General features: G+C 57.6%; 15 protein-coding genes. 10 read left to right on the top strand and 5 right to left on the bottom strand.

What is annotated here, in order from left to right; all coding sequences use genetic code 11:
* Positions 1 to 148 precede the first annotated feature (148 nt).
* Positions 149 to 694: a DUF2283 domain-containing protein gene (locus AC559A_RS16540; RefSeq protein ID WP_498818816.1), complete on the top strand. Its 546-nt coding sequence runs from the start codon at positions 149 to 151 to the stop codon at positions 692 to 694.
* Positions 695 to 903: 209 nt separating this feature from the next.
* On the opposite strand, the gene AC559A_RS16535 is transcribed toward AC559A_RS16540, so the two are convergent.
* On the bottom strand, positions 904 to 1,104 hold the full coding sequence (locus AC559A_RS16535; RefSeq protein WP_045220672.1) for a type II toxin-antitoxin system HicB family antitoxin: 201 nt from the start codon (positions 1,102 to 1,104) through the stop codon (positions 904 to 906).
* A gap of 95 nt (positions 1,105 to 1,199) precedes the next feature.
* Between AC559A_RS16535 and AC559A_RS16530 the strand changes: the two genes are divergently transcribed.
* From AC559A_RS16530 to AC559A_RS16490, 9 genes are all read left to right on the top strand, one after another.
* Positions 1,200 to 2,822, top strand: coding sequence for a DUF2357 domain-containing protein (locus AC559A_RS16530; RefSeq protein WP_498818815.1), 1,623 nt, complete (start codon positions 1,200 to 1,202; stop codon positions 2,820 to 2,822).
* Positions 2,816 to 6,319, top strand: coding sequence for a TM0106 family RecB-like putative nuclease (locus AC559A_RS16525; RefSeq protein WP_498818814.1), 3,504 nt, complete (start codon positions 2,816 to 2,818; stop codon positions 6,317 to 6,319). Before AC559A_RS16530 ends, AC559A_RS16525 begins: the two co-directional genes overlap by 7 nt.
* A gap of 150 nt (positions 6,320 to 6,469) precedes the next feature.
* Entirely contained in the window at positions 6,470 to 8,008 is a 1,539-nt protein-coding gene (locus tag AC559A_RS16520; RefSeq protein WP_498818813.1) for an SDR family oxidoreductase, read from the top strand.
* Positions 8,009 to 8,271: 263 nt separating this feature from the next.
* Positions 8,272 to 9,690: an ATP-grasp domain-containing protein gene (locus AC559A_RS16515; protein ID WP_028571416.1), complete on the top strand. Its 1,419-nt coding sequence runs from the start codon at positions 8,272 to 8,274 to the stop codon at positions 9,688 to 9,690.
* 2 nt (positions 9,691 to 9,692) lie between these two features.
* Positions 9,693 to 11,276 (top strand): KamA family radical SAM protein, encoded by a 1,584-nt coding sequence (locus AC559A_RS16510; protein WP_498818812.1) that lies wholly within the window; start codon positions 9,693 to 9,695, stop codon positions 11,274 to 11,276.
* 7 nt (positions 11,277 to 11,283) lie between these two features.
* Positions 11,284 to 12,438: a M20 family metallopeptidase gene (locus tag AC559A_RS16505; protein WP_498818811.1), complete on the top strand. Its 1,155-nt coding sequence runs from the start codon at positions 11,284 to 11,286 to the stop codon at positions 12,436 to 12,438.
* A gap of 114 nt (positions 12,439 to 12,552) precedes the next feature.
* On the top strand, positions 12,553 to 13,512 hold the full coding sequence (locus AC559A_RS16500) for a TAXI family TRAP transporter solute-binding subunit (protein WP_028571419.1): 960 nt from the start codon (positions 12,553 to 12,555) through the stop codon (positions 13,510 to 13,512).
* An 88-nt stretch (positions 13,513 to 13,600) separates the two neighbouring features.
* A complete protein-coding gene (locus tag AC559A_RS16495; protein ID WP_498818810.1) occupies positions 13,601 to 15,847 on the top strand; it encodes a TRAP transporter permease in 2,247 nt (748 codons plus the stop codon).
* Positions 15,848 to 15,964: 117 nt separating this feature from the next.
* On the top strand, positions 15,965 to 16,402 hold the full coding sequence (locus AC559A_RS16490) for a universal stress protein (RefSeq protein ID WP_028571420.1): 438 nt from the start codon (positions 15,965 to 15,967) through the stop codon (positions 16,400 to 16,402).
* Between the two features lie 1,044 nt (positions 16,403 to 17,446).
* Here the strand turns inward: AC559A_RS16490 and AC559A_RS16485 are convergent.
* From AC559A_RS16485 to AC559A_RS16470, 4 genes are all read right to left on the bottom strand, one after another.
* Positions 17,447 to 17,851 carry a hypothetical protein gene (locus tag AC559A_RS16485; RefSeq protein WP_498818809.1) on the bottom strand — a complete coding sequence of 135 codons (405 nt, stop codon included), beginning with the start codon at positions 17,849 to 17,851 and terminating at the stop codon, positions 17,447 to 17,449.
* Between the two features lie 502 nt (positions 17,852 to 18,353).
* A complete protein-coding gene (locus tag AC559A_RS16480) occupies positions 18,354 to 18,689 on the bottom strand; it encodes a helix-turn-helix domain-containing protein (RefSeq protein WP_498818808.1) in 336 nt (111 codons plus the stop codon).
* The gene (locus AC559A_RS16475; protein WP_498818807.1) at positions 18,686 to 18,868 is read right to left on the bottom strand and encodes a type II toxin-antitoxin system RelE/ParE family toxin; all 183 of its coding nucleotides are present in this window, start codon (positions 18,866 to 18,868) and stop codon (positions 18,686 to 18,688) included. Before AC559A_RS16475 ends, AC559A_RS16480 begins: the two co-directional genes overlap by 4 nt.
* Before the next feature lie 4 nt (positions 18,869 to 18,872).
* A complete protein-coding gene (locus AC559A_RS16470; RefSeq protein ID WP_498818805.1) occupies positions 18,873 to 19,844 on the bottom strand; it encodes a hypothetical protein in 972 nt (323 codons plus the stop codon).
* Positions 19,845 to 19,961 lie beyond the last annotated feature (117 nt).

The following is a 19,961-nucleotide window of genomic DNA, read 5'->3' as shown; positions in this document are numbered from 1 at the left end:
TGACTGTTTACCTGGAAGCCAAAATGTATCGTCCATAAGGCTTAGCCTATTTCTATTCTTATATCGCAACATAGCAGTGACCTCGTTTTTTAAATCTTAATATCACTACTATAGCATACAATGCAAGCAAAATATTTAGTTAAATCGAATGCCTGCCCGGACTTTTTGCAGGGAGATCATAAATACAGAAATATTATTAAGCAGAATTAATTTTTTTCATACTTCTGAAAAGGCAATTCTTAAAAATTATAAATTTTTATATAACAAAAAAAGCATAGATGGAACAACTAAGGCAAATTTGAAAAAAGATTCACAATTTGAAACACATGGAGTATGCTATGAAATTGACACTGAGGATTTAAATATATTAAAAAATTTCGAAAAAGGATATGATGTAGTTAATGTTGAAATTATAACTCACAAAAATGTTACTGCATATGCTAAAACTTTCATATCTAATTCGACAATAGAAGGAATTCTACCATCAGAAGACAGTGATGTTCTTCATTTGGTGATCTCGGATGACTCGGAGGCTGAAAGTGTTGAAGTGAGCCCGAACATCACGGCGGAACTCAATAGTAACAGAGAACTCATCGGTATCGAAATTTTTGAAGCGAGCACCTTCATCCGTGACTCGATTTTTGAAAGTGTGCAGGCCAGAGTCCTTCACTTGGCTGGCGCACGTGTTGGCTGAGCATTAATTTTTCCCTCATGCCCGTCCTCACCTATAATCCCGCCTCCCGCATGGCCGTGATGGACGGCCCGCTTGGCCCGATTGAGTCGGAGCTTGCCACAAGGTATGTGCAAGGGGGTGCGGTTTTTATCGAGTGATGGGTAGAGAAGGCAGGGGTTAGAGATCAATAGCGGCAAGTACGGCTTTGGCTTTCGTGGCTGGCCAATCACTCATGCGGGAACCGCGAAGAGGCAATCCAAGCCGGAGACAGGGCTTTCGTTCTCGATTTGATCAGCCATGGTTCGCAACGCAAGCGCCTTCACTTTGGAAATGGCTTGCTCCCGCGTCGCTCCATACACCATAACCCCAGGCAGTTCAGGTATTTCAGCAATCCAGCGTCCATCATCTTCCATTTCGAGTTCGATTCTCATGCCACTATCTCCCCTGGCTGAATATCAAGACGTCTTGAATTTATTCCAATATATTTATTCGTCAAGTAGCGTCAATTCAATCCCAAAAGACCTTTATGGCCGTCCTCACCTATAATCCCGCCTCCCGCATGGCCGTGATGGATTGCCCGCTTGGTCCTGTCGAGGCTGAGCTTGCCACAAGGGAGGACTGGCCCTTGCCCGTGCCGCTGAACGAGCTGGGCCGGTATTTCGTGAAGTGCTTTGGAGACGTTCCGGATTCGCTCCGGCAGGCTCCCTACGTGATCCAGGCCTATCCGGACAACCTGCTGGAAATCTCCTTTCGCAACAGCGTGGGGCTTACGCGCATCGGCCCCCTGCCCGTTGTGGTCCGAAATCTGAAGATTGCCGAACCGCAGTACCAGGCCATGCTGGACGCCGTGGTCGCGAAGGTGGCCGGCCTGATTTTCGGATTTGGACAGCCCACGGGCCAGAACGTGCAGCGCGGTCAGCCGGGCAAGGACGTGGCCTACCTGGAGATGTGTTTTTTGCGCATGGCCTTGTTGCGGGAGAAGCCGGACATCGACGCCATTGCCGGAGCCATCCTGGCTGATCCGCACCGGGTTTTCCGGCGGGTGCGCAGTCCCAGGCGGATGGAGGACGTCACCGAGGTCAACCCGGAAGCCTGGGCGGAGTTGGCCACGCGGCCCCAGGGGTTGTGCCGGATTGCCGATGGGCATCCGCTGACGGCCACGGCCTTGGGCAAATCCCTGCGCCGCACATCCGGGCAGTGGCTTTTTCCCCGAGAGCTGGTGGTTGAAGAAAAGGTGCAGTCCGTGGACACCCCGGAGAACCGGTTCGTGAAACATTTTCTGGGCGTCTTGCTGCACAAGGTCCAGGTGTTTCGGGATATCCTCGGGGCAGCTTCCGGAGGGGCGCTGAACCAGGAACTGGCTTCGGAGATGCGGGAGCTGGACCGCAAACTCCGACGCTTTGCCCAGGCTGGTCTGTGGCGCGACGTCGGACAGATGCGTTTTTTTCCGGCTTCCTCCCAGGTCTTGCAACGCCGCGAGGGCTATCGCAGCCTGTTCCGGCTCCATGCCTTGCTCTCCCTGCGCACTCAATGCCGGTTCACGCTGCCGGACTTTGCCCGCATTCTGGAAACCAAGGACACGCCCACCCTGTATGAGTACTGGGCCTTTTTCGTAGTCAAGGACGCGCTTGACGCACGTCTTCGCCAGCAAAGCCTGCATGTCGTGCATTCCGATGACCAGCGCGAACGCTCCATGTCTCATGAGTTGGTCCTGGGGTACGAGGGGGATCTGCGGCTGTGCTTCAACCGCACCTATTCCACTCCCGGACAGAGCTATTCCCATCCCTTGCGCCCGGACATCACCATCGAGCAGGGCGGTCGCCGCCTGATTCTGGACGCCAAGTTCAAGGGGGCAGGCTCGGGCTTCTACGGGGTCTTGGCCGAAGACGGGACCATCCAGCGCTGGCGCGAAGAGGACATCGACAAGATGCACGCCTACCGGGACGCCATTGCCGGAGTGCAGGGCGCGTTCATCCTCTATCCAGGGCTGGAAACCGCCATGTTTGCCCCTTCTGGTCAGTCCTTCCCCGGCGTCGGGGCCTTGGCCCTCAGGTCCGGAGAGCAGGCCAGCCCCAATCCTGAACACGCTGCGGGCCTTGCCCAAGTGATTGACCGCTTTTGCACCTTACAGGAGGGGGCGTCATGCTGAAGTCCCCTCAAGGCCTCCTTTTCTCCGCCACGGACATCATCAATTTTCTGGACTGTCCGCACTGCACCGTGCTGGATCTGATCGACCTGGAAACGCCCTTGCCCAAGACCGAGGACAGCGACGAGGCCAGGCTTGTGCAGATCAAGGGCATTGAGCACGAGCAGCGCTTCCTGGACAAGTTGCGCAAGCAGGGGCTCCAGGTTGTCGATGCCTCCCTTGCCGGAAGCCTGGACGCCAGGGTCCGGGAAACCATCCAGGCCATGCAATCCGGTGTTGATGTCGTCTACCAGGCTGCGCTGATGGACGGCCCTTTGCTGGGCCATGCCGATTTTCTGCGCAAGGCTTCCGTGCCTTCAACGCTGGGTGGACACAGCTACGAGGTTCTGGACACCAAACTGGCCCGCAGCGCCAAGACCAGGTTCGTGGTCCAGCTGGCCTTCTACTCGGACCTGGTGGCCCGACTGCAAGGCCGCATACCGCAATTTATGCACGTCTTTCTCGGGGACCAAACCGAGAAAAACTATGCCTGCGCCCAGTTCAGCCGCTATGTGGCCAATGTGGTCCGCCGCTTCCAGGACCATGTGCAGGCCCTGACCCCCCAAATTGCCTCCCTGGCTAAGCCCGGTGCGCACGTCTCGGTTGCTCTGGGCACCTACCCCGATCCCTGCCCTCGCTGCTCCCTGTGCAAGTGGCAAACCCTGTGCGAAGAGCGCCGCATGGCCGACGACCATCTCTGCCAGGTTGCCGGAATAACCAAGGTGCAGGTCAAGCGGCTCCAGGCCGCTGGCGTGGCCACTCTTGAAGCGCTGGGCAAATGGTCTATGGGCAAGAGGGGGCCCAAAATAGCCGGGCAGACCCTGGAAAAACTGGTCCGGCAGGCCAGATTGCAGGCCAAGGGGCGCAGGACGGGCCAGCAGCACTACGAACTGCTGTCACCCAGCCAGGAAGATGGCCCACGTGGCTTTGCCCGGTTGCCCAAACCTTCGCCAGGGGACATGTTCTTCGACATGGAAGGCGACCCGTTGGAAGAAGGCGGATTGGAGTATCTGTTCGGGCTCTATGTGTTCGAGCCCCCGGAAGGTCGCAAGCCAAGTCGCCAACCAGGCAAGGGCAAAGCAAGCCTGCATCCGAAGTTCATCCCCTTTTGGGGCCATGACCGGGCCGGGGAGAAGCAGGCGTTTGAGCGGTTCATGGACTATGTGTCTGAACGGCTGCGCCAGTATCCCGACGCATATATCTACCACTATGCCCACTACGAGCCCGTGGCCCTGAAAAAGCTGATGTCCCTGCACGGCACCCGCGAGGTCGAGGTGGACAACCTGCTCCGGGCCGGAAAGCTGGTGGACCTGTACAAGGTGGTCCGGGAGGCGGTGAGGGTCTCGGAGCCGAGCTACTCCATCAAGCACATCGAGCATTTCTACCTGGGCCGGCGCACCGGGGACGTGCAAAGCGCCGGGGCCAGCATCGTTTTTTACGAGCGCTGGAAGGAAACCGGCGATGCCTCCCTGCTCCAGGAGATCGAGGACTATAACAAGGAGGACGCGCGCTCCACCCATGCCCTGCGGGACTGGCTCCTGGACCTGCGGCGCTTCAGCGATGCATCGGACCTGCCCTGGTTCACCCCGGACACGGCTTCCAGCGGGGGCGACCAGAAGACCGCCGACCTGACCGAGCATGAACAGCGCATCGCAAAATATCACACTTTGCTTGTGGACGGGTTGCCACCGGACCGCCAGGACTGGGACCACAGCGCCCATGTCCGGGAACTGACCTGGCAGTTGCTGGACTTTTATCGCCGTGCGGCCAAGCCCGGCTGGTGGGGGATGTTCGCCCGCCAGGACATGACCGAGGAAGAGCGCATCGAGGACATGGAGTGCATCGGCTCCCTGGTTCGGGACCAGAAAGTCGCCCCGGTCAAGGAAAAGCAGTCCTTTGTCTACACCTACCGCTATCCGGAGCAGGAGACCAAACTCAAATCCGGGGACAACGTGGTTATTGTGGGCATGCATGCCCCGCTGCGCGATTTCGAGGTGGACCAGGACGCCCGCCGGGTCACGTTCAAGATGGCCGCCAGACACGGTGAGCCGTCAGCCAGGATCAACATCGGGGCCGGTGGGCCGTTCAATACGAACAAGCTCCGGGAAGCGGTGTTCCGGTTCGCGGACAGCCTGTTGGCCGGGGACGGCAACTACCAGGCGATTCATGATCTGCTCAACCGCACCGCGCCGCGTATCAAGGGCCGTGCTCCGGGAAGGCCAATAATCAAGGAGAGCGCCCCTGCCCTGCCGCAGATTTCCAAGGCCGTGGCGGGACTGCAAAGCAGTTGCGTCTTCGTCCAGGGACCACCCGGCTCGGGCAAGACCTACACCGGTTCCCACGTGATCGTGGACCTGCTGGGCCGGGGCAAGACCGTGGGCGTATCCTCCAACAGCCACAAGGCCATCCACAATCTACTTCAGGATGTGGAAAAGGTCGCCTCGGGCAAGGGGGTTACTTTTTCGGGCGTCAAAAAAAGTACGCAAGGTTCACCGGAAACGCATTTCAACGGACGGTTCATCCAGGATGTCTTTGCCGCCGACCAGGTGGACCCCAGGCAGGACCAACTGATTGCCGGAACGGCCTGGCTGTTTTCCGAACCCCACCTGGATCAGACCCTGGATTATCTCTTTGTGGACGAAGCCGGTCAGGTGGCCCTGGCCAACCTGATCGCCATGGGCACCAGCGCGAAGAATATCGTCCTGCTGGGCGACCAGATGCAGCTTGGCCAGCCCATCCAGGGGATCCATCCGGGTCGCTCCGGAGATTCCACCCTGGAATACCTGCTGGGCGAGACCGCGACCATCCCTCCGGACCAGGGCATCTTTTTGAAGTCCACCTGGCGCATGCACCCCAATGTTTGTCGGCTGATTTCCGAGATGGTCTACGATGCCCGCCTGGAACCGGAACCGCATACGGTTAATCAGGTTCTGCTCCTGAACAAGGATGCCCATCCGGCTCTGGCACAAACTGGGGTGCGTTTTGTACCCGTCCATCACGACGCCTGTTCCCAGCAGAGCGAGGAAGAGGCGGAGCTGATCAGGGAGCTCATCGAAAGCCTGCTCCAACAGCGCTACCAGGACAAGGACAAGCAGGACCGCCCCATGACCCTGGAGAACATCCTGGTGGTCGCGCCCTACAACATGCAGGTCAACCTGCTCAAACGCGTCTTGCCCGCTGGGGCGCGGGTGGGTACTGTCGATAAATTTCAAGGGCAACAGGCCGAGGTGGTCATCGTCTCCATGACCACGTCCAACGAGGAATCTCTGCCCAGGTTCATCGATTTCCTGTACAGCAAAAACCGGCTCAACGTGGCCCTGTCCCGCGCCAAAAGCCTGGCCCTGCTGGTCGCCAATCCGGAATTGATGTCCATCAAGTGCTCCACGCCGGAGCAAATGGCGCTGGTGAATGCGTTGTGCTGGGTGTGGGAGTATTCGGACGCAAACGGATTGGCGGATTGAACCCGTGCCGATTGGGCAGGTGGGATGCACGCAGGCGGGGGAGGAGTTATCACGGACATTGCCTGTAGGGCCGGAGTGGTCACTTTGATTTGAAAAATGCGCCGGGAGACGGCGCGAATCTGTTGCATGGATGGAGAAGGGGGGATGGGGATGGCTGAACAGCGCGTGTTGGTCACCGGGGCCACGGGATACATCGGCGGGCGACTGATCAAGAAGCTGCTGGAACGCGGGCATGCGGTAACGGCTATGGCCCGTTCCCTGGGCAAGCTGGGCTGCCGACCCTGGGCCGGGCATCCGCTGGTGCGCCTGGCCCAGGGCGACGTCATGGACCAGGCTTCCCTGGAACGGGCCATGGAGGGCTGCACCGCGGCGTACTACCTGGTGCATTCCATGACTCCGGGGGCCAAGGACTTCGCTTCGGCCGACAGGGTCGCGGCGGAGAACATGGCCCGGGCCGCGGAAAATCAGGGGCTGTCGCGGATCATCTACCTGGGCGGCCTGGGGGAGGAGAGCGACGCGCATCTGAGCAAGCACCTGCGTTCCCGGTTGGAGGTGGCCAAGGTGTTGCGGGAGGGGCGCGTCCCCGTGACCTTTTTGCGGGCGGCGATGATCATCGGGTCGGGCAGTGCGTCGTTCGAGATTCTGCGCTACCTGACCGAACGGCTGCCGGTGATGATCACCCCGCGCTGGGTGCGCACCGAATGCCAGCCCATCGCCGTGTCCAACGTCATCGAGTACCTTTCGGGCTGTCTGGAACATCCGGAAACCACCGGCCAGACGTACGACATCGGCGGTCCGGACGTGCTGACCTATGCCCAAATGTTTCAATTGTACGCCGAAATTGCCGGACTGCCGAAGCGGGTACTGATTCCGGTCCCGCTTCTGACCCCTCATCTTTCCTCATTGTGGATCAATTTCGTGACGCCGATTCCCACGATCCTGGCCAAGCCGTTGGTGCTGGGACTGCGCAACCGGGTGGTCTGCTCGGAGAACCGGATTCGGGAGATCATCCCCCAGCCGCTGTTGACCTGCCGGGAAGCCATCACCACGGCCTTGCGGAAAATCGAGCAACTGGACGTGGAGACCTGCTGGAGCGACGCCGGGTTTCAGCCTCCGCCGGAGTGGCTGGATTGCGGGGACGCGGCCTATGCCGGGGGCACGCTGCTGGGTTTGTCCTACCACATCAAGATCGCGGCCAAGCCGGAGGAAGTCTGGCCCGTGGTGGCCGCCCTGGGCGGGGAAACCGGCTGGTACTACGGCGATTGGCTCTGGCGGCTGCGCGGGTTCATGGACCGGGTGGTCGGCGGGGTGGGGTTGCGGCGCGGGCGACGGCATCCAACGGAAATTCGGGTCGGCGACGCCCTGGACTTCTGGCGGGTGCTTCAACTGGAACCCGGGCGGCGTCTGCGCCTGTTGGCGGAAATGAAGACACCCGGGGAAGCCCTGCTGGACTTCGAACTGCGTCCCTCCGGCCAGGATGGAGCGTACACGGAAATCATCGAGCGATCCCGGTTTCTGCCTAAGGGACTGTGGGGCTTGGCCTACTGGTACGTCACCTATCCGTTCCATATCCTGATCTTCAAGGGCATGCTGGAAAAAATCGCCCATCAGACGGGACGGGCCGCCGGACCGGCCAAGCCGCTGGGGCCATCGTCCACCACGAGTTGCGCTTTGCCCGGTGGACGCTAACAGGGCCGAACGTCACTTGGTTGGTATTCTGGACGCTGGAGCTTGGGAACGATCGGAACATCGAAATCGAAATCGCTATCGAAATCGGAAAGTTGCCAGAAATCGATTTTGGTCACGATTTCGATTCCGATTTCGATAACGATCCAGAGCGCCTGCGGCTCGATAACAGATCAGCCCTGCCGTGAACCCCAAAACGATTGACCTCGCCATGGAAAGGGCCTACCGAGAGCACATTTTATCCGGATGCCTTGGAGGGCGAGAACATGTTCATGGAGGACGATGTCTTTTTTTCAGACATCAAGCTGGACCCCGAGGTTTCGTACTTTCTGTACATTGGTGAAATCAAGACGGATTGCCTGAACCAGTTCGTCAAGGAGACCCTGTCCAAAATTCACGGACGGCCTTTTGATTTCATCTCCATCCTGTCGGACGTGCTGGAATCCTACCCGCACAAGAACACCCTGGTGATCAATCCCATGGCCCGGGAACTGTACCGGGCCAAGGGGCGCAAGGTCAGTTTCCGGATCGCCCCGAGGACCTTCGCGTCCATGGTCTCGGCTTCCGCCGCGGTCAACGATCTGATCCGGCAACTCCTGGACAAGCAGGGTCAGGTGTTCATCCACGTCTTCGAATCCGTGCCGGAGCTGACCCTGGCTTTGATTCCCGACGTGCGCATCCTCGGTCCCAGCGGACACATCGCCAATATCTGGAACAACAAGCTTTACCAGCTACAGATGCTCAAGGGCACGGCCCCGCTGATCGACTACCGGGTTTGCGCGGACGCGGAGCACATGCTGGAAACGGCACGGGATCTCTGGGGGGAATGGCCGGACGGCATTTTCGTCAGCCAGCCCTATTCCGCGGCCGGGGTAAACAGCTTCCTGGCCACTACTCAGGAGGAGATCGAGACCAAAGTCGCCCACCTCAAGGGGAAGTTCTTCATCAGTCGCTATATTCCCCACCTTGACGATCCCACCGTGCTTGGCGTCGTGGCCGGACCCTCCGACGTCTTCATTGCGGCCATCGCGGACCAGGAGATTCAGGACGGAAACAAATTTCGCGGATCGACCTTTCCGTCGGCGCTGTCTTCCGCCTTGCAGCAGGAACTGCGAGAGATCACCCGCAAGGTGGGGCAGGTCATGGGCCGCAGCGGGTATCGCGGGATTTTCGGCTGCGATTACGTTGTCGACGGCCAGGGCCGGATTTATTTCGTGGAAGTCAATGCCCGGAAACAGGGCACCACCATGGAAATGTGCTGTACCCTGGAAAACGCGCTGCCCGCGGACACGCCCGGCTTGTTGGAACTGGAGTACCACGCCGTGATGCACAATCGGTTTCCGGAAAACAAGATGGAAATCGTCGACGCTCTGGGAGACATTTGTTGGCGGACCTACAATTACAAGTTGGACACGGAAGCCGAGACCAATCAGATCGTGCCCGTTGATGAGGATGAACGAACCCTGTTCAGGGAGGTCAAGGCGGGCAGACAGGACCACGGCGTGATCGTGATGGAACATGTCGGCGGCAGGCTTGCCGTGCAACCTGGGACGTTCCTGGGTCGCGTGGTGGCCGTTGGCCACACCCGGGCGCAGTTGGAAGAGGATATCCGTCTGGGCATCCAACAGCTCAAGGAATCCATTTTCGATACGCTACAGACCCAAACCACAACGAAGGATGACTGATCATGAGCAGCACGACCCCGCATGTCTTGGATTCGTTTACCGAGGTTTTTTTTGAAGACTTGTTCATGGCCGAGGGGGATACTTCCGCATCGGAAGTACAACTTGCCGCCGTGGCTGAGTTGAAGGACGCGGCCCTGACCCAGGACCGCACCGGCCCCATTGTCGAACTCTTCGCGGAATTGGCTCGGATTCATGGTGAGCAGGGCCTGACACCGGAACAGCTTGGCCTGACACGGGAGGAACTTGTCACGTTGGCGGACAAGCATGCCAAACTGGACGAACACGGTGTGACCGTGGGTGGACGAGTAGGCAAGGCCCTGCCCATTGTCGCCGAAGCCAAGTCCCGGATCGCCGACTACCTGGAACGCCACGCTGTGGAAGCCCCCAGCGGGATCGAGGCCTGGGAGCGAATCCAGGAGAATCAGGCCCGAATCAAGCGCGTACTGGGCATGACCGACGAGGACTGGAACTCCTATTCCGGACAGTTGCGCCATGCCGTGGAGGACGTGGACGCGCTGGCCTCGATTATCGATCTGCCGGCCAAGGCCGTGGAGGAGGTCCGGCGGGTCACCCAAACCTACCGGATGCGCCTGACCCCATACTATGCCAGCTTGATTCTGCCGGACCGGAGCAACGATCCCGTGCTGCTTCAGGCCGTTCCCACCGCGGAAATGGTCGACAACGCCGGGGTGGAGATCCCGCCGGTGGCCGCGGACCATTCCCCGGCCCGGCTGATCGACCAGTTCTATCCCCGGGTGGTGACCATCAAGGCCACCAACATGTGCGCCATGTACTGCACCCACTGCTTGCGCATCGCGCACATCGGCGCCAAGGACCGGATCTACAGCAAGGAAGCTTACGGCGAAGCCCTGAGCTACATCCGGGCCAACCCGGAAATCCGGGACGTCCTGGTTACCGGCGGAGACGCTTTCGTGCTGCCCAACTCCATGCTGGAATGGCTCCTGGGTGAACTGGACTCCATCGAGCATGTGCGGATGAAGCGGCTGGGGACCAGGATCCCGGTCACCACGCCGCAGCGGGTGGACGGGGCATTGCTGGACATCCTGGAGGCCAGCAACGAGCGCAAGCCGGTGCGCGTGGTCACTCAGATCAACACGGCCCAGGAAATCACTCCGGTGTCCAAGGCCGCTTTCAAGGCGATTTCCGGGCGCGTCATGGCAGTGATGAACCAGGCCGTGCTGCTCAAGGGCATCAACGATACCAAGATCAAGATGTGGAAGCTGTGCGAGACCATCCAGGAGTCCTACGTCCGGCCCTACTACGTGTTCAATTGCAGCTACCGCAATCCACAGTTCACGCATCTGCGCGTTCCCGTGGCCACGGGTCAGGAGATCATCGAGAGCATGTACGGCAACATCTCCGGCGACGCCATCCCCCGATACATCGCCACGGCCGGCGGCAAGATTCCCCTGCACAAGACCAACCTTCTCGGGCGCAAGGACGGCAACCTGCGGATGCAGAAGCCCTGGAACGAGGAGCGGGTGATGTATCCGGACGCTGATCCCGGAGAGTACGCCCGCCAGGATTTCGGATTTGCCAGGTATCGGGCCGACACGGAAAAATAGTCGCCCCATGCACGATCAAATCATCGCCTATCTGGCGGACCGGGAAACCGAAGTCGTTGAACTGTTGCGGCGCTTGGTGGAGATCCAGAGCGGTAGCCGGAACAAGCCGGGCCTGGACCTTATGGCCGAGGTCATGGGCGAGATCCTGGGGCAGGTCTTGCCGGACGTCCGAGTCCTGCCCTTTGCCGACTACGGGAACATGGTCCAGGCTTCCTCCGGACCATGGAGCCGTGGCGAATCCGGCTTCGCCCTGGTGGGACACATGGATACCGTATTCCCCGCGGACACGTCGTTCACCACCTTTCAGGAAGACGGCGAGATCTGTCGCGGGCCCGGGGTTTACGACATGAAGGGCGGCCTGGTGGTGGGCGTTTACGCGCTCAAGGCGCTCCGGAGCCTGGGCGTTTTGAATGACATGCCGGTGACGTTTTTGTGTAATTCCGACGAGGAGATCGGCTCCCCGGCTTCCCGGCCCTGGATCGAGGAGCAAGCCGTGCGTGGTCTGGCCTGTTTGGTGTTTGAAGGCGGGGGGCTGAACCGGGAAGTGGTCACGGGCCGCAAGGGCAGGCTGGGTTTGCGGGTGACGGTTTGCGGAAGGGCCGGGCACGCGGCCAAGGGCGGCTCCAAGGCCAGCGCGATCCTGGAACTGGCCCACAAGATCACGGCTTTGGAAGCCTTGAACCACGACGCGGAAATCACCGTGAACGTGGGCCGCGTGGAGGGCGGGATCGGGCCGAATACCGTCCCGGAACTGGCTCAGGCCCTGGTGGACGCCCGGTTTCTCTCACCTGAAGGTCAATCCCGGCTGCGGGAGTCGATGGCGGGTATTTTCGCGGATCAAACCGTTCCCGGTACGTCCTGCGAGCATGTCGAAACCACGGGCCGTCCAGCCATGCCCCAATCCGAGGCGAATAAGCACCTGTACGCGGCGGCCCGGAGGCAGGCGGCGCTGTTGGGATACGACTTGCCCGACGAGCTGCGTTTCGGAGTTTCCGACGCCAACTTCATTGCCGACCGGGGCGTTCCGGTTTTGGACGGGCTGGGACCGCTGGGCGATCTGGATCATAGCGACAAAGAATACATCGTCAGGCGCAGTCTGCTGGAGCGGTCCGTCCTGGTCGCCTCATTGCTGCTGGATTTGTGGACCAACCGGCCCCGTTGACCGCGAATCCTCGGCGTTTGACATCAGCACTCATCTTCGGCATATCACTTCGGACAAGATTGGTGAGAGGTGAATTTGTTTGATTTTTAACATTTTTGTTATGGAGGTGTGAGTATGGTAGGAAAGAAATGGTTCGTAGCCTTGGTCGTCGCCCTTGGATTGGCGTTGTCCGCGCCCCAGGCCATGGCGAAGCAGGACATTCTGTTCGGCGGAGCGTCCATTACCGGTGTTTACTATCAGGTCGCCCTGCAGATCAGCAACATGATGAACAAGCACATGGGCGGGGAGTACAACTACATCGGTCGGCCCACCGGCGGCTCGGTGTTCAACATCAACGCCCTGGATCGCGGAGCGTTCGACTTCGCCGTGGCCCAGTCCGACCGGAATTTTCAGGGCTTCAACGGCACCGCGGACTGGGAAGGCAAGCCGGTCACGGCTTTGCGCAGCGTGTTCAGCATGCATCCCGAGACCGTCATGCTGGTCACCCGCAAAGATACGGGCATTACCAGCGTTGACGGCTTGAAGGGCAAGCGGGTGAACATCGGCAATCCCGGTTCCGGTCAGCGCGGCAATGCCGAAGATGTCCTGCGCATGTACGGGCTGGATTTCAACACGGATTTTCGGGCCGAGGCGCTCCAGCAGCATGAAGCTTCCCGTGCCCTGGTGGACCGCAACATCGACGCTTTTTTCTACACCGTGGGCAACCCCAGCGCGGCCATTGAAGAGCCCGCCCAGTCGGTGGATCTGGACATGGTTCCCCTGAATTCCGACGCCGTCAAGGCGTTCGTTGCCGAGCATCCCTTTTACATCACGACCAGCATCCCGGCCGGCACATACCGCGGCATTGACCGGGACATCGAGACCTACGCCGTGACCGCCACCGTGGTCACCAACGACTCCGTCTCTGAGCAGGTGGTCTACGACATGGTCAAGACGGTATTTGAAAACCTGGATGAGTTGCGGGCTTCCCACGCCGCTTTCCGTCATCTGAAGCCCGAGGAAATGCTGCAGGGTCTTTCCGCTCCGCTGCATCCCGGCGCCGAGAAGTACTATAAGGAAAAAGGCTGGATGTAGCCTGTCTTGTTTGCTCAGGGGCGGTTTGCGAACCGCCCCTGTTTTGTTCCTCCCTCCGCATTGTTCTCACAAGCACTAAAGGTCCGCCATGACCGATCAGGAACGTACCGAAACTACGCCGCGAGGCGTTGAGCACGCCGTCGAACCTGACACAGAGGGTTCGCGCAAGAAAACCCGGGTCCGTCAGTCCGCCGAAGACATGGTGGCCATGGTCGAAGCCGGGGCTCGGGAGCCGAAGCATCCAGTCGCTGCCTGGATCATCACCCTGTTGTGTCTGGCGTGGTCCGGATTTCAGTTGTATCTGGCCTATGAGCCGATGAACTCCCACATCGCCCGTTCCTGGCACCTGGGATTCGCCATCTGCCTCGCCTTTTTGGCCTACCCGGCCTACAAGCAGTACAGTCCGCCCATGTGGGTCACCTGGACCCGGAAGATGATTCCCAGCTTCGCCCGTCGTTCCATCCGGACGCATATCCCGATTTACGACATCCTGCTGGCCATTCTGGCCACGGCCGGGGCCCTGTACATCTGGTGGGACTACAGCGGGATCATCACCCGGATGGGCCTGCCTTCGCAGCTGGACATCTGGATGGGCGTGATCCTGGTCGTGCTGCTGCTGGAAGCGGCAAGGCGCGCTCTGGGGCCGGCCCTGGCAGTTCTGGCGGGCATTTTTTTGCTGTACACCATTATTGGTCCTCATTTGCCCGCGCTGTTGCGCCACCGGGGCGTTCCCCTGGATTTCATCATCAGCGACATGTACCTGACCACTACGGGCATTTTCGGCGTTCCTCTGGGCGTGTCCACGGACTTCGTGTTCTTGTTCGTCCTCTTCGGGGCTCTTCTGGACCGGGCCGGGGGGGGCAAATATTTCATCGACGTGGCCTTTTCAGCCCTGGGCACCTTCCGGGGCGGTCCGGCCAAGGCCGCGGTCATGGCCTCCGGGTTGACCGGACTTGTTTCCGGCTCCTCCATCGCCAACACCGTGACCACCGGAACCTTCACCATTCCGCTGATGAAAAAGGTCGGCTTTCCGGCGCACAAGGCCGCGGCCATCGAAGTGGCTTCCTCGGTCAATGGGCAACTCATGCCGCCGATCATGGGCGCCGCGGCGTTCATCATGGCCGAGATCATCGGGATACCGTACCTGGACGTGGTTCGCGCGGCCTTGTTTCCGGCCCTGATCGCATATCTGGCCTTGCTGTACATCGTACACCTGGAGGCCCTGAAAATGGGCATCAAGGCCCTGCCGCGCAAGGAACTGCCCAAGTTCGGCAAGACCGTGCTCCGGGGCTGTCACTTCATCATTCCCCTGGGCGTGCTGATCTTTTATTTGGTGATCATGCGCCGTTCCCCCATCGCCTCGGCGCTGTACGCCATTGAGAGCCTGGTCGTGATCATGCTCGTCCAGCGGCCGATCATCGCCTTCCTGTCCCTGGGCATGCACAAGCGGGCCGGGACCCTGGACCCGAACATCGACCTGAAGCGCTTTTTGCTGACCGCCACCTGGCAGGGGCTGCACGATGTTTGGAGCGGGATGATCATGGGAGCGCGGAACATGGTTTCCGTGGGCGTGGCCACGGCCACGGCCGGGATCATCGTCGGCGTGGTGACCATCACCGGTTTGGTGGGTCGCTTCATCACCATCATCGCCACCCTGTCCATGGGCAACATCGTGCTTATGCTGATCTTTACGGCCATCACCAGTCTGATCCTGGGCATGGGCATGCCTACCACGGCCAACTACATCATCATGGCCACGCTGACCGCGCCGGTGATCATCCAGCTCGGCGGCGACGCCGGATTGATCTTCCCGCTGATCGCGGCCCACTTGTTCGTTTTTTATTTCGGCATCCTGGCCGACGTGACTCCGCCGGTGGGCCTGGCGGCCTATGCCGGAGCGGCCATTGCCCGCACGGACCCGATCAAGACCGGGGTTCAAGGGTTCGCCTACAGCCTGCGTACGGGCATCCTGCCGTTCATCTTCCTGTTCAACACCGAGCTGTTGATGATTTCCGGGGTGACCGAAACCGGCAAGGTGATCTGGCTGGAGGATCCATGGTATCTGACCTGGGTTTTCTTCTCCGGTCTGATCGCCATGTTCGCCTTCGCCTCGGCCCTGCAAGGCTGGCTGGTCACGCGCTGCAACTGGCTGGAGCGGCTCTTCCTGCTGTCCGTCTGCGCCACCACCTTCCGCCCGGGCGTCTTCGCGGCCTACCTGCCCTTTGATCGTCTGGGCATGCAGATCCTCGGCGTGGCCATGTACTTCTCCCTGTTCGCGTGGCAGATGTACCGGTCGAAACGAACAGGCGGCGACGCCTCGCCGTCCCCGGCCTGACGGTGACCAACTCTCAAACCCCGAGCACTCGGACCCTGCTTATTTTACCGCTGCCCTCTTAATCGTTGAACCGTGAACCGTGAACCGTTGAACCCCTTAACCGACCGCGGAGCCGACATGTACAAGCGCATCCTTGTTCCCATTGATATCCAGGAAGGCGAGCGCACCCGAAAGATGAGCCTTGAGCGCGCCGCCGAGTTATGCCGGTTTTATGATGCGAAGATGTTTGCCCTGACCGTGGTTCCGGACATGGGCATGCCCATTGTGGCCGACTACTTTCCCTCCGACGCCGGAGACAAGATCGTGGCCGACGCGGAAAGCCTCCTGCACGAGCTGGTGGACGCCCATATCCCCGACGACATCGATGTCCAGCACCTCGTGGCCCAGGGCTCCATCTATCGCCGGATTTTGCGCATGGCCGAAAAAGTCGAAGCCGACCTGATCATCATGCCCGCCCACCGCATCAAGCTTCAGGACTACCTCCTCGGCACCAACACCTCAAAGGTCGTTCGCCACGCCAAGTGTTCGGTTCTCGTGCTGCGATGCGAGAGCTGAGTTTGATCAGCGAGTTGCGGGGTTGAGTCTTTTCTGTACCCGGAAAGAGGTGATGCCTATGGGGTTTGAGATTGCGGATCATTCTTTATCATATGAAGAGACTGACCGTTTTACTGAGTATCTCACAAGAAATGATTTCTCGTCGTGCATCGTAGATATTCCGGGTTAAGGACTCTCTAGCCCCCATCCGAGTCTTCGTGGAAAAGGATTCCTAGGCGTGACAGTGACGACGCCTGATTTGTCACTGTACGGGTACGGAGACGAAGACTGGCTGCCCATATAGAATTATTTCCTGCGTGTCGTACAAAGCAGATGAAGAACGCCCAGTTCAACACCCTTCACGTCAAGAAGACATGCGAACAAAAGTTGGAGATCAGATTCAAGGCTGGCGGCGAACAGAACGGGTGGTTCGAGCATGACGGCAAGAAGACTGCCAGGATCACGATACCAAAGGGGTCACCCCACCAAACGGAAATTTGTGTACGCAAAGCCCTGCTCTGTGGTGCATAATTCGGTACACCGTGATTGACATTGGTCTTTTTTGGTCAATTGATATCAAGAGTTTATATCCAAAATTCGATTCCTAACCTGTCCGTCGAATCCGCAGGAAGTGGGTTCAGGTGGAGGGGATGCGTATCGTGTAGCTACCTGCTCAAAAGTTACTTGATACTTGGTGACACGAATGTTGGGTCTGGGCCAATTAGAGCATATAGGGTGGAGATTCGTAGAATACGCAAAGATGAAATATGACATACAACGTCCCAAGATTCTGGAAGTCGAAGCAGGAAAACAAGGACGCCCTGCCATCAAGTAGCCGGGCATTATCGCAGACGCTTGATTTGCCGAAAACCCTGATGATTGCTTAAAATACGCCACCTTAAAAAAGTTCTTCCAAGATCTTCTAAGATCTTCTACATGAAAGCGCCTTTTTTAGGGCGCTTTCATGTTTTTTTAAAGGCAGGGGCAATAGGAAAGAAAAGAGTGTTCAAACCACTCCTGGGATGCAAAGAAATGGATGAATACCTTACTCGATAATTATCTGTTTTATTTGCAGTCTCCTAAAGAAATTACTGTTACAGCTATAAATTTATCGTTTTTGTCAACATATGAATATGCTATATCTACACCTTTATTTACAACATCTGCCAGTGGTGTGGGACACAATTCGGTTAAATTGATATTCCTTATTACATTTTTAAATGTATTTTGATCTATAGTTCTAATATCTGCATCGTGAAGCTTGTAATGGTATGTCAATTTGTTGTACTTTGCACTCGCGAAAAGTAAAGTTTGTCTTGTTCCATCTGGGAGATCAAAAGTTTTTGGTGCAATATTGTTCACTTCTTCAGCCATTATAGAAACAATTGAATTTACATTATTTTTACTATGTGCATTAATAGGTATCATATAAAATAAAATTAAGAAAAAAATACAAACAAGATTTTTCATGTTATTGTCTCCTTTTTTGAAACATTTTCGTTAAGATTTTTTTTGAAAATTAAAGATGTTTTGTCCACGCGAATTCGAGCAAATGAAAAATTTTCTTAGAAATTCATCCATTAACCTCCATAATACATCGATTAGTGTTTTGATTAATGTTGACTTCAAATAAATAATTTTATGCCATTTTGTCTATCATTTTTTTTGCCCCCAGAAGGGATAACCTACAGGAGAGCGAGAAATAAACTGGTTCTCTTTCCTATCGCCCCCGTATTGGTTCGGGCAATTTGGCCCAGACCCAACATTCGTGTCACTAGGTATCAAGTAGCGTCTATGAGGTCGTTGCAAGGGTGGTTTTTCAATTCTCACAAACGATGGTTTGTAAGAATCGAAATTGAGAATTGAGAAACGACGGTGAAACCTGACTTCCGGGGTTCTCAAAAACCATTCTCGGAATTATTTTCTCGAAACCGAAAGATAAGACGGATTTTGAGCATTGAAGTGGAAGCAACTATGCATACGCAAGCTGAATTTGTCCGGGAGAGTGAACTGCCGGTTTGACCTTGATTTCTATATCGTAGCCCAAACGGTTCAAGCATTCCATCAGTTTTCGTTCTGAAAACAGGTTCAACTTGCCATGCATCATTTCCGAAACCTTGGGTTGTGTCAGCCCCATTACTTTCGCGGCCTGATGTTGGGTTAGTCCCTGGCGCTCCATGGCGTTCATGATCTCAATGATCAATCCGGTCTTGATTTTGAGTTTCTCGGCGTCGGGCAATTCCAAGTCAGCATAGACGTTGCCTGATCCTACTTCGTAATCGATGCCTTTAATCTCACAAGTTTTCATTTTTTTATCTCCTCAAAAATGGCTTGAGTCTGCTTCAATCTCCCCCGAATAATATCAATGTGTTCTTTTGGCGTTGTAGCTCCTCGTTTGCTTTTCTTTTGGAAGCAATGAAGAACAAACACGCATTCGGCGAATCTCACCGAATAGACGGCACGGCATGTGTCATTAAAATCCGCCAACTCCCTAAAAACTCCAACTGACCTTCGCCTCAAACCCCAGCGTCGCGTCCAGGTCGTGGCTTCGGCGTTTGTCGCCGCCGGAGTCGTAGACTTCCAGTCTTCGGTTGAAGTTGTAGGTCGGGCCGATGCGCAGCAGCAGGGTGGGGGTAGGGGTGACGTCCAGATAAAGGCCGGTGGTGAACATCCGTGATCGGACATATCCTCTGGGCATGACGGTACTGTCGTCAGCCAGGCGGTAGGTGTCCGAGTTGATGCCGAATCCCAGCCAGGTGGACCAGACAGGGGATACGGTGTAGCGCAATTCGCTTTTCGGGAATCCGAGTCGGCCGGAGAAGCCTGGGGCGCGGGGATTGCGGTACTGTAAAAAGGGACCGGCCATGGCGAAAGTGCTGGAAAAAGCGAATTTGGTGGTGGGATCCACGCCGATGAATCCTCCCAGGCCCACGGTCCAGTCTTCATTCCAGGCATAGACTAGGCCTCCATTGGCCGCCACGCCCACGGATCGGGAGAGCTGCTTTTCGAAGCCGGAGCGAATTGCCCCTTGAACGAAATAAGACCAGCGTTGGGAAAGGATACCGCGCTGGTTGACCATGAAGGTGAGCACGTGCAGCGAATCCCAGGGGGCGCCTCGTCCGTCTCCGAAGGGCAGGGCGCTCTTGTCCTCCCAGGAATACCAGTTGGAGTGCCAGCCCAGACTGAAGCGGGACCAGGAGGCGTCTGCCCGGGTCTGGGTCACGGAGACTTTGCCCTGGTCGTCGCCCACGGCACTGTTGAACAGATGAAAACCGCTGAGCGCGACGCTTCCGGATGGGGCGCCAAATCCAGGCCTACTTTGGGTGGAAGCTGGTGGGCCATCCTGCCCGTGGGCCGGGCCTACGAGAACCAGGGTGGCCGCGATGAGCAGGGCGATGAAAAATGGCAGTCGGGGTTTGACTCTCCACGGGGATACATTTCGACTCGCGCGGGACAGGGACATGTGAAGGACCTCCAAAGAATGCGATATCAATAATGTGGTGGGTATCCAGTGCTTTCTGTATGGTGAGCTGAGTTGTTGCAAAAAAAATCCCGCCATGCGCGAGCATGGCGGGAGCGG

It is taken from the genome of Desulfonatronum zhilinae (assembly GCF_900182865.1).
GTDB lineage: Bacteria > Desulfobacterota > Desulfovibrionia > Desulfovibrionales > Desulfonatronaceae > Desulfonatronum > Desulfonatronum lacustre.
This window is presented reverse-complemented; position numbering and strand designations above follow the sequence as displayed.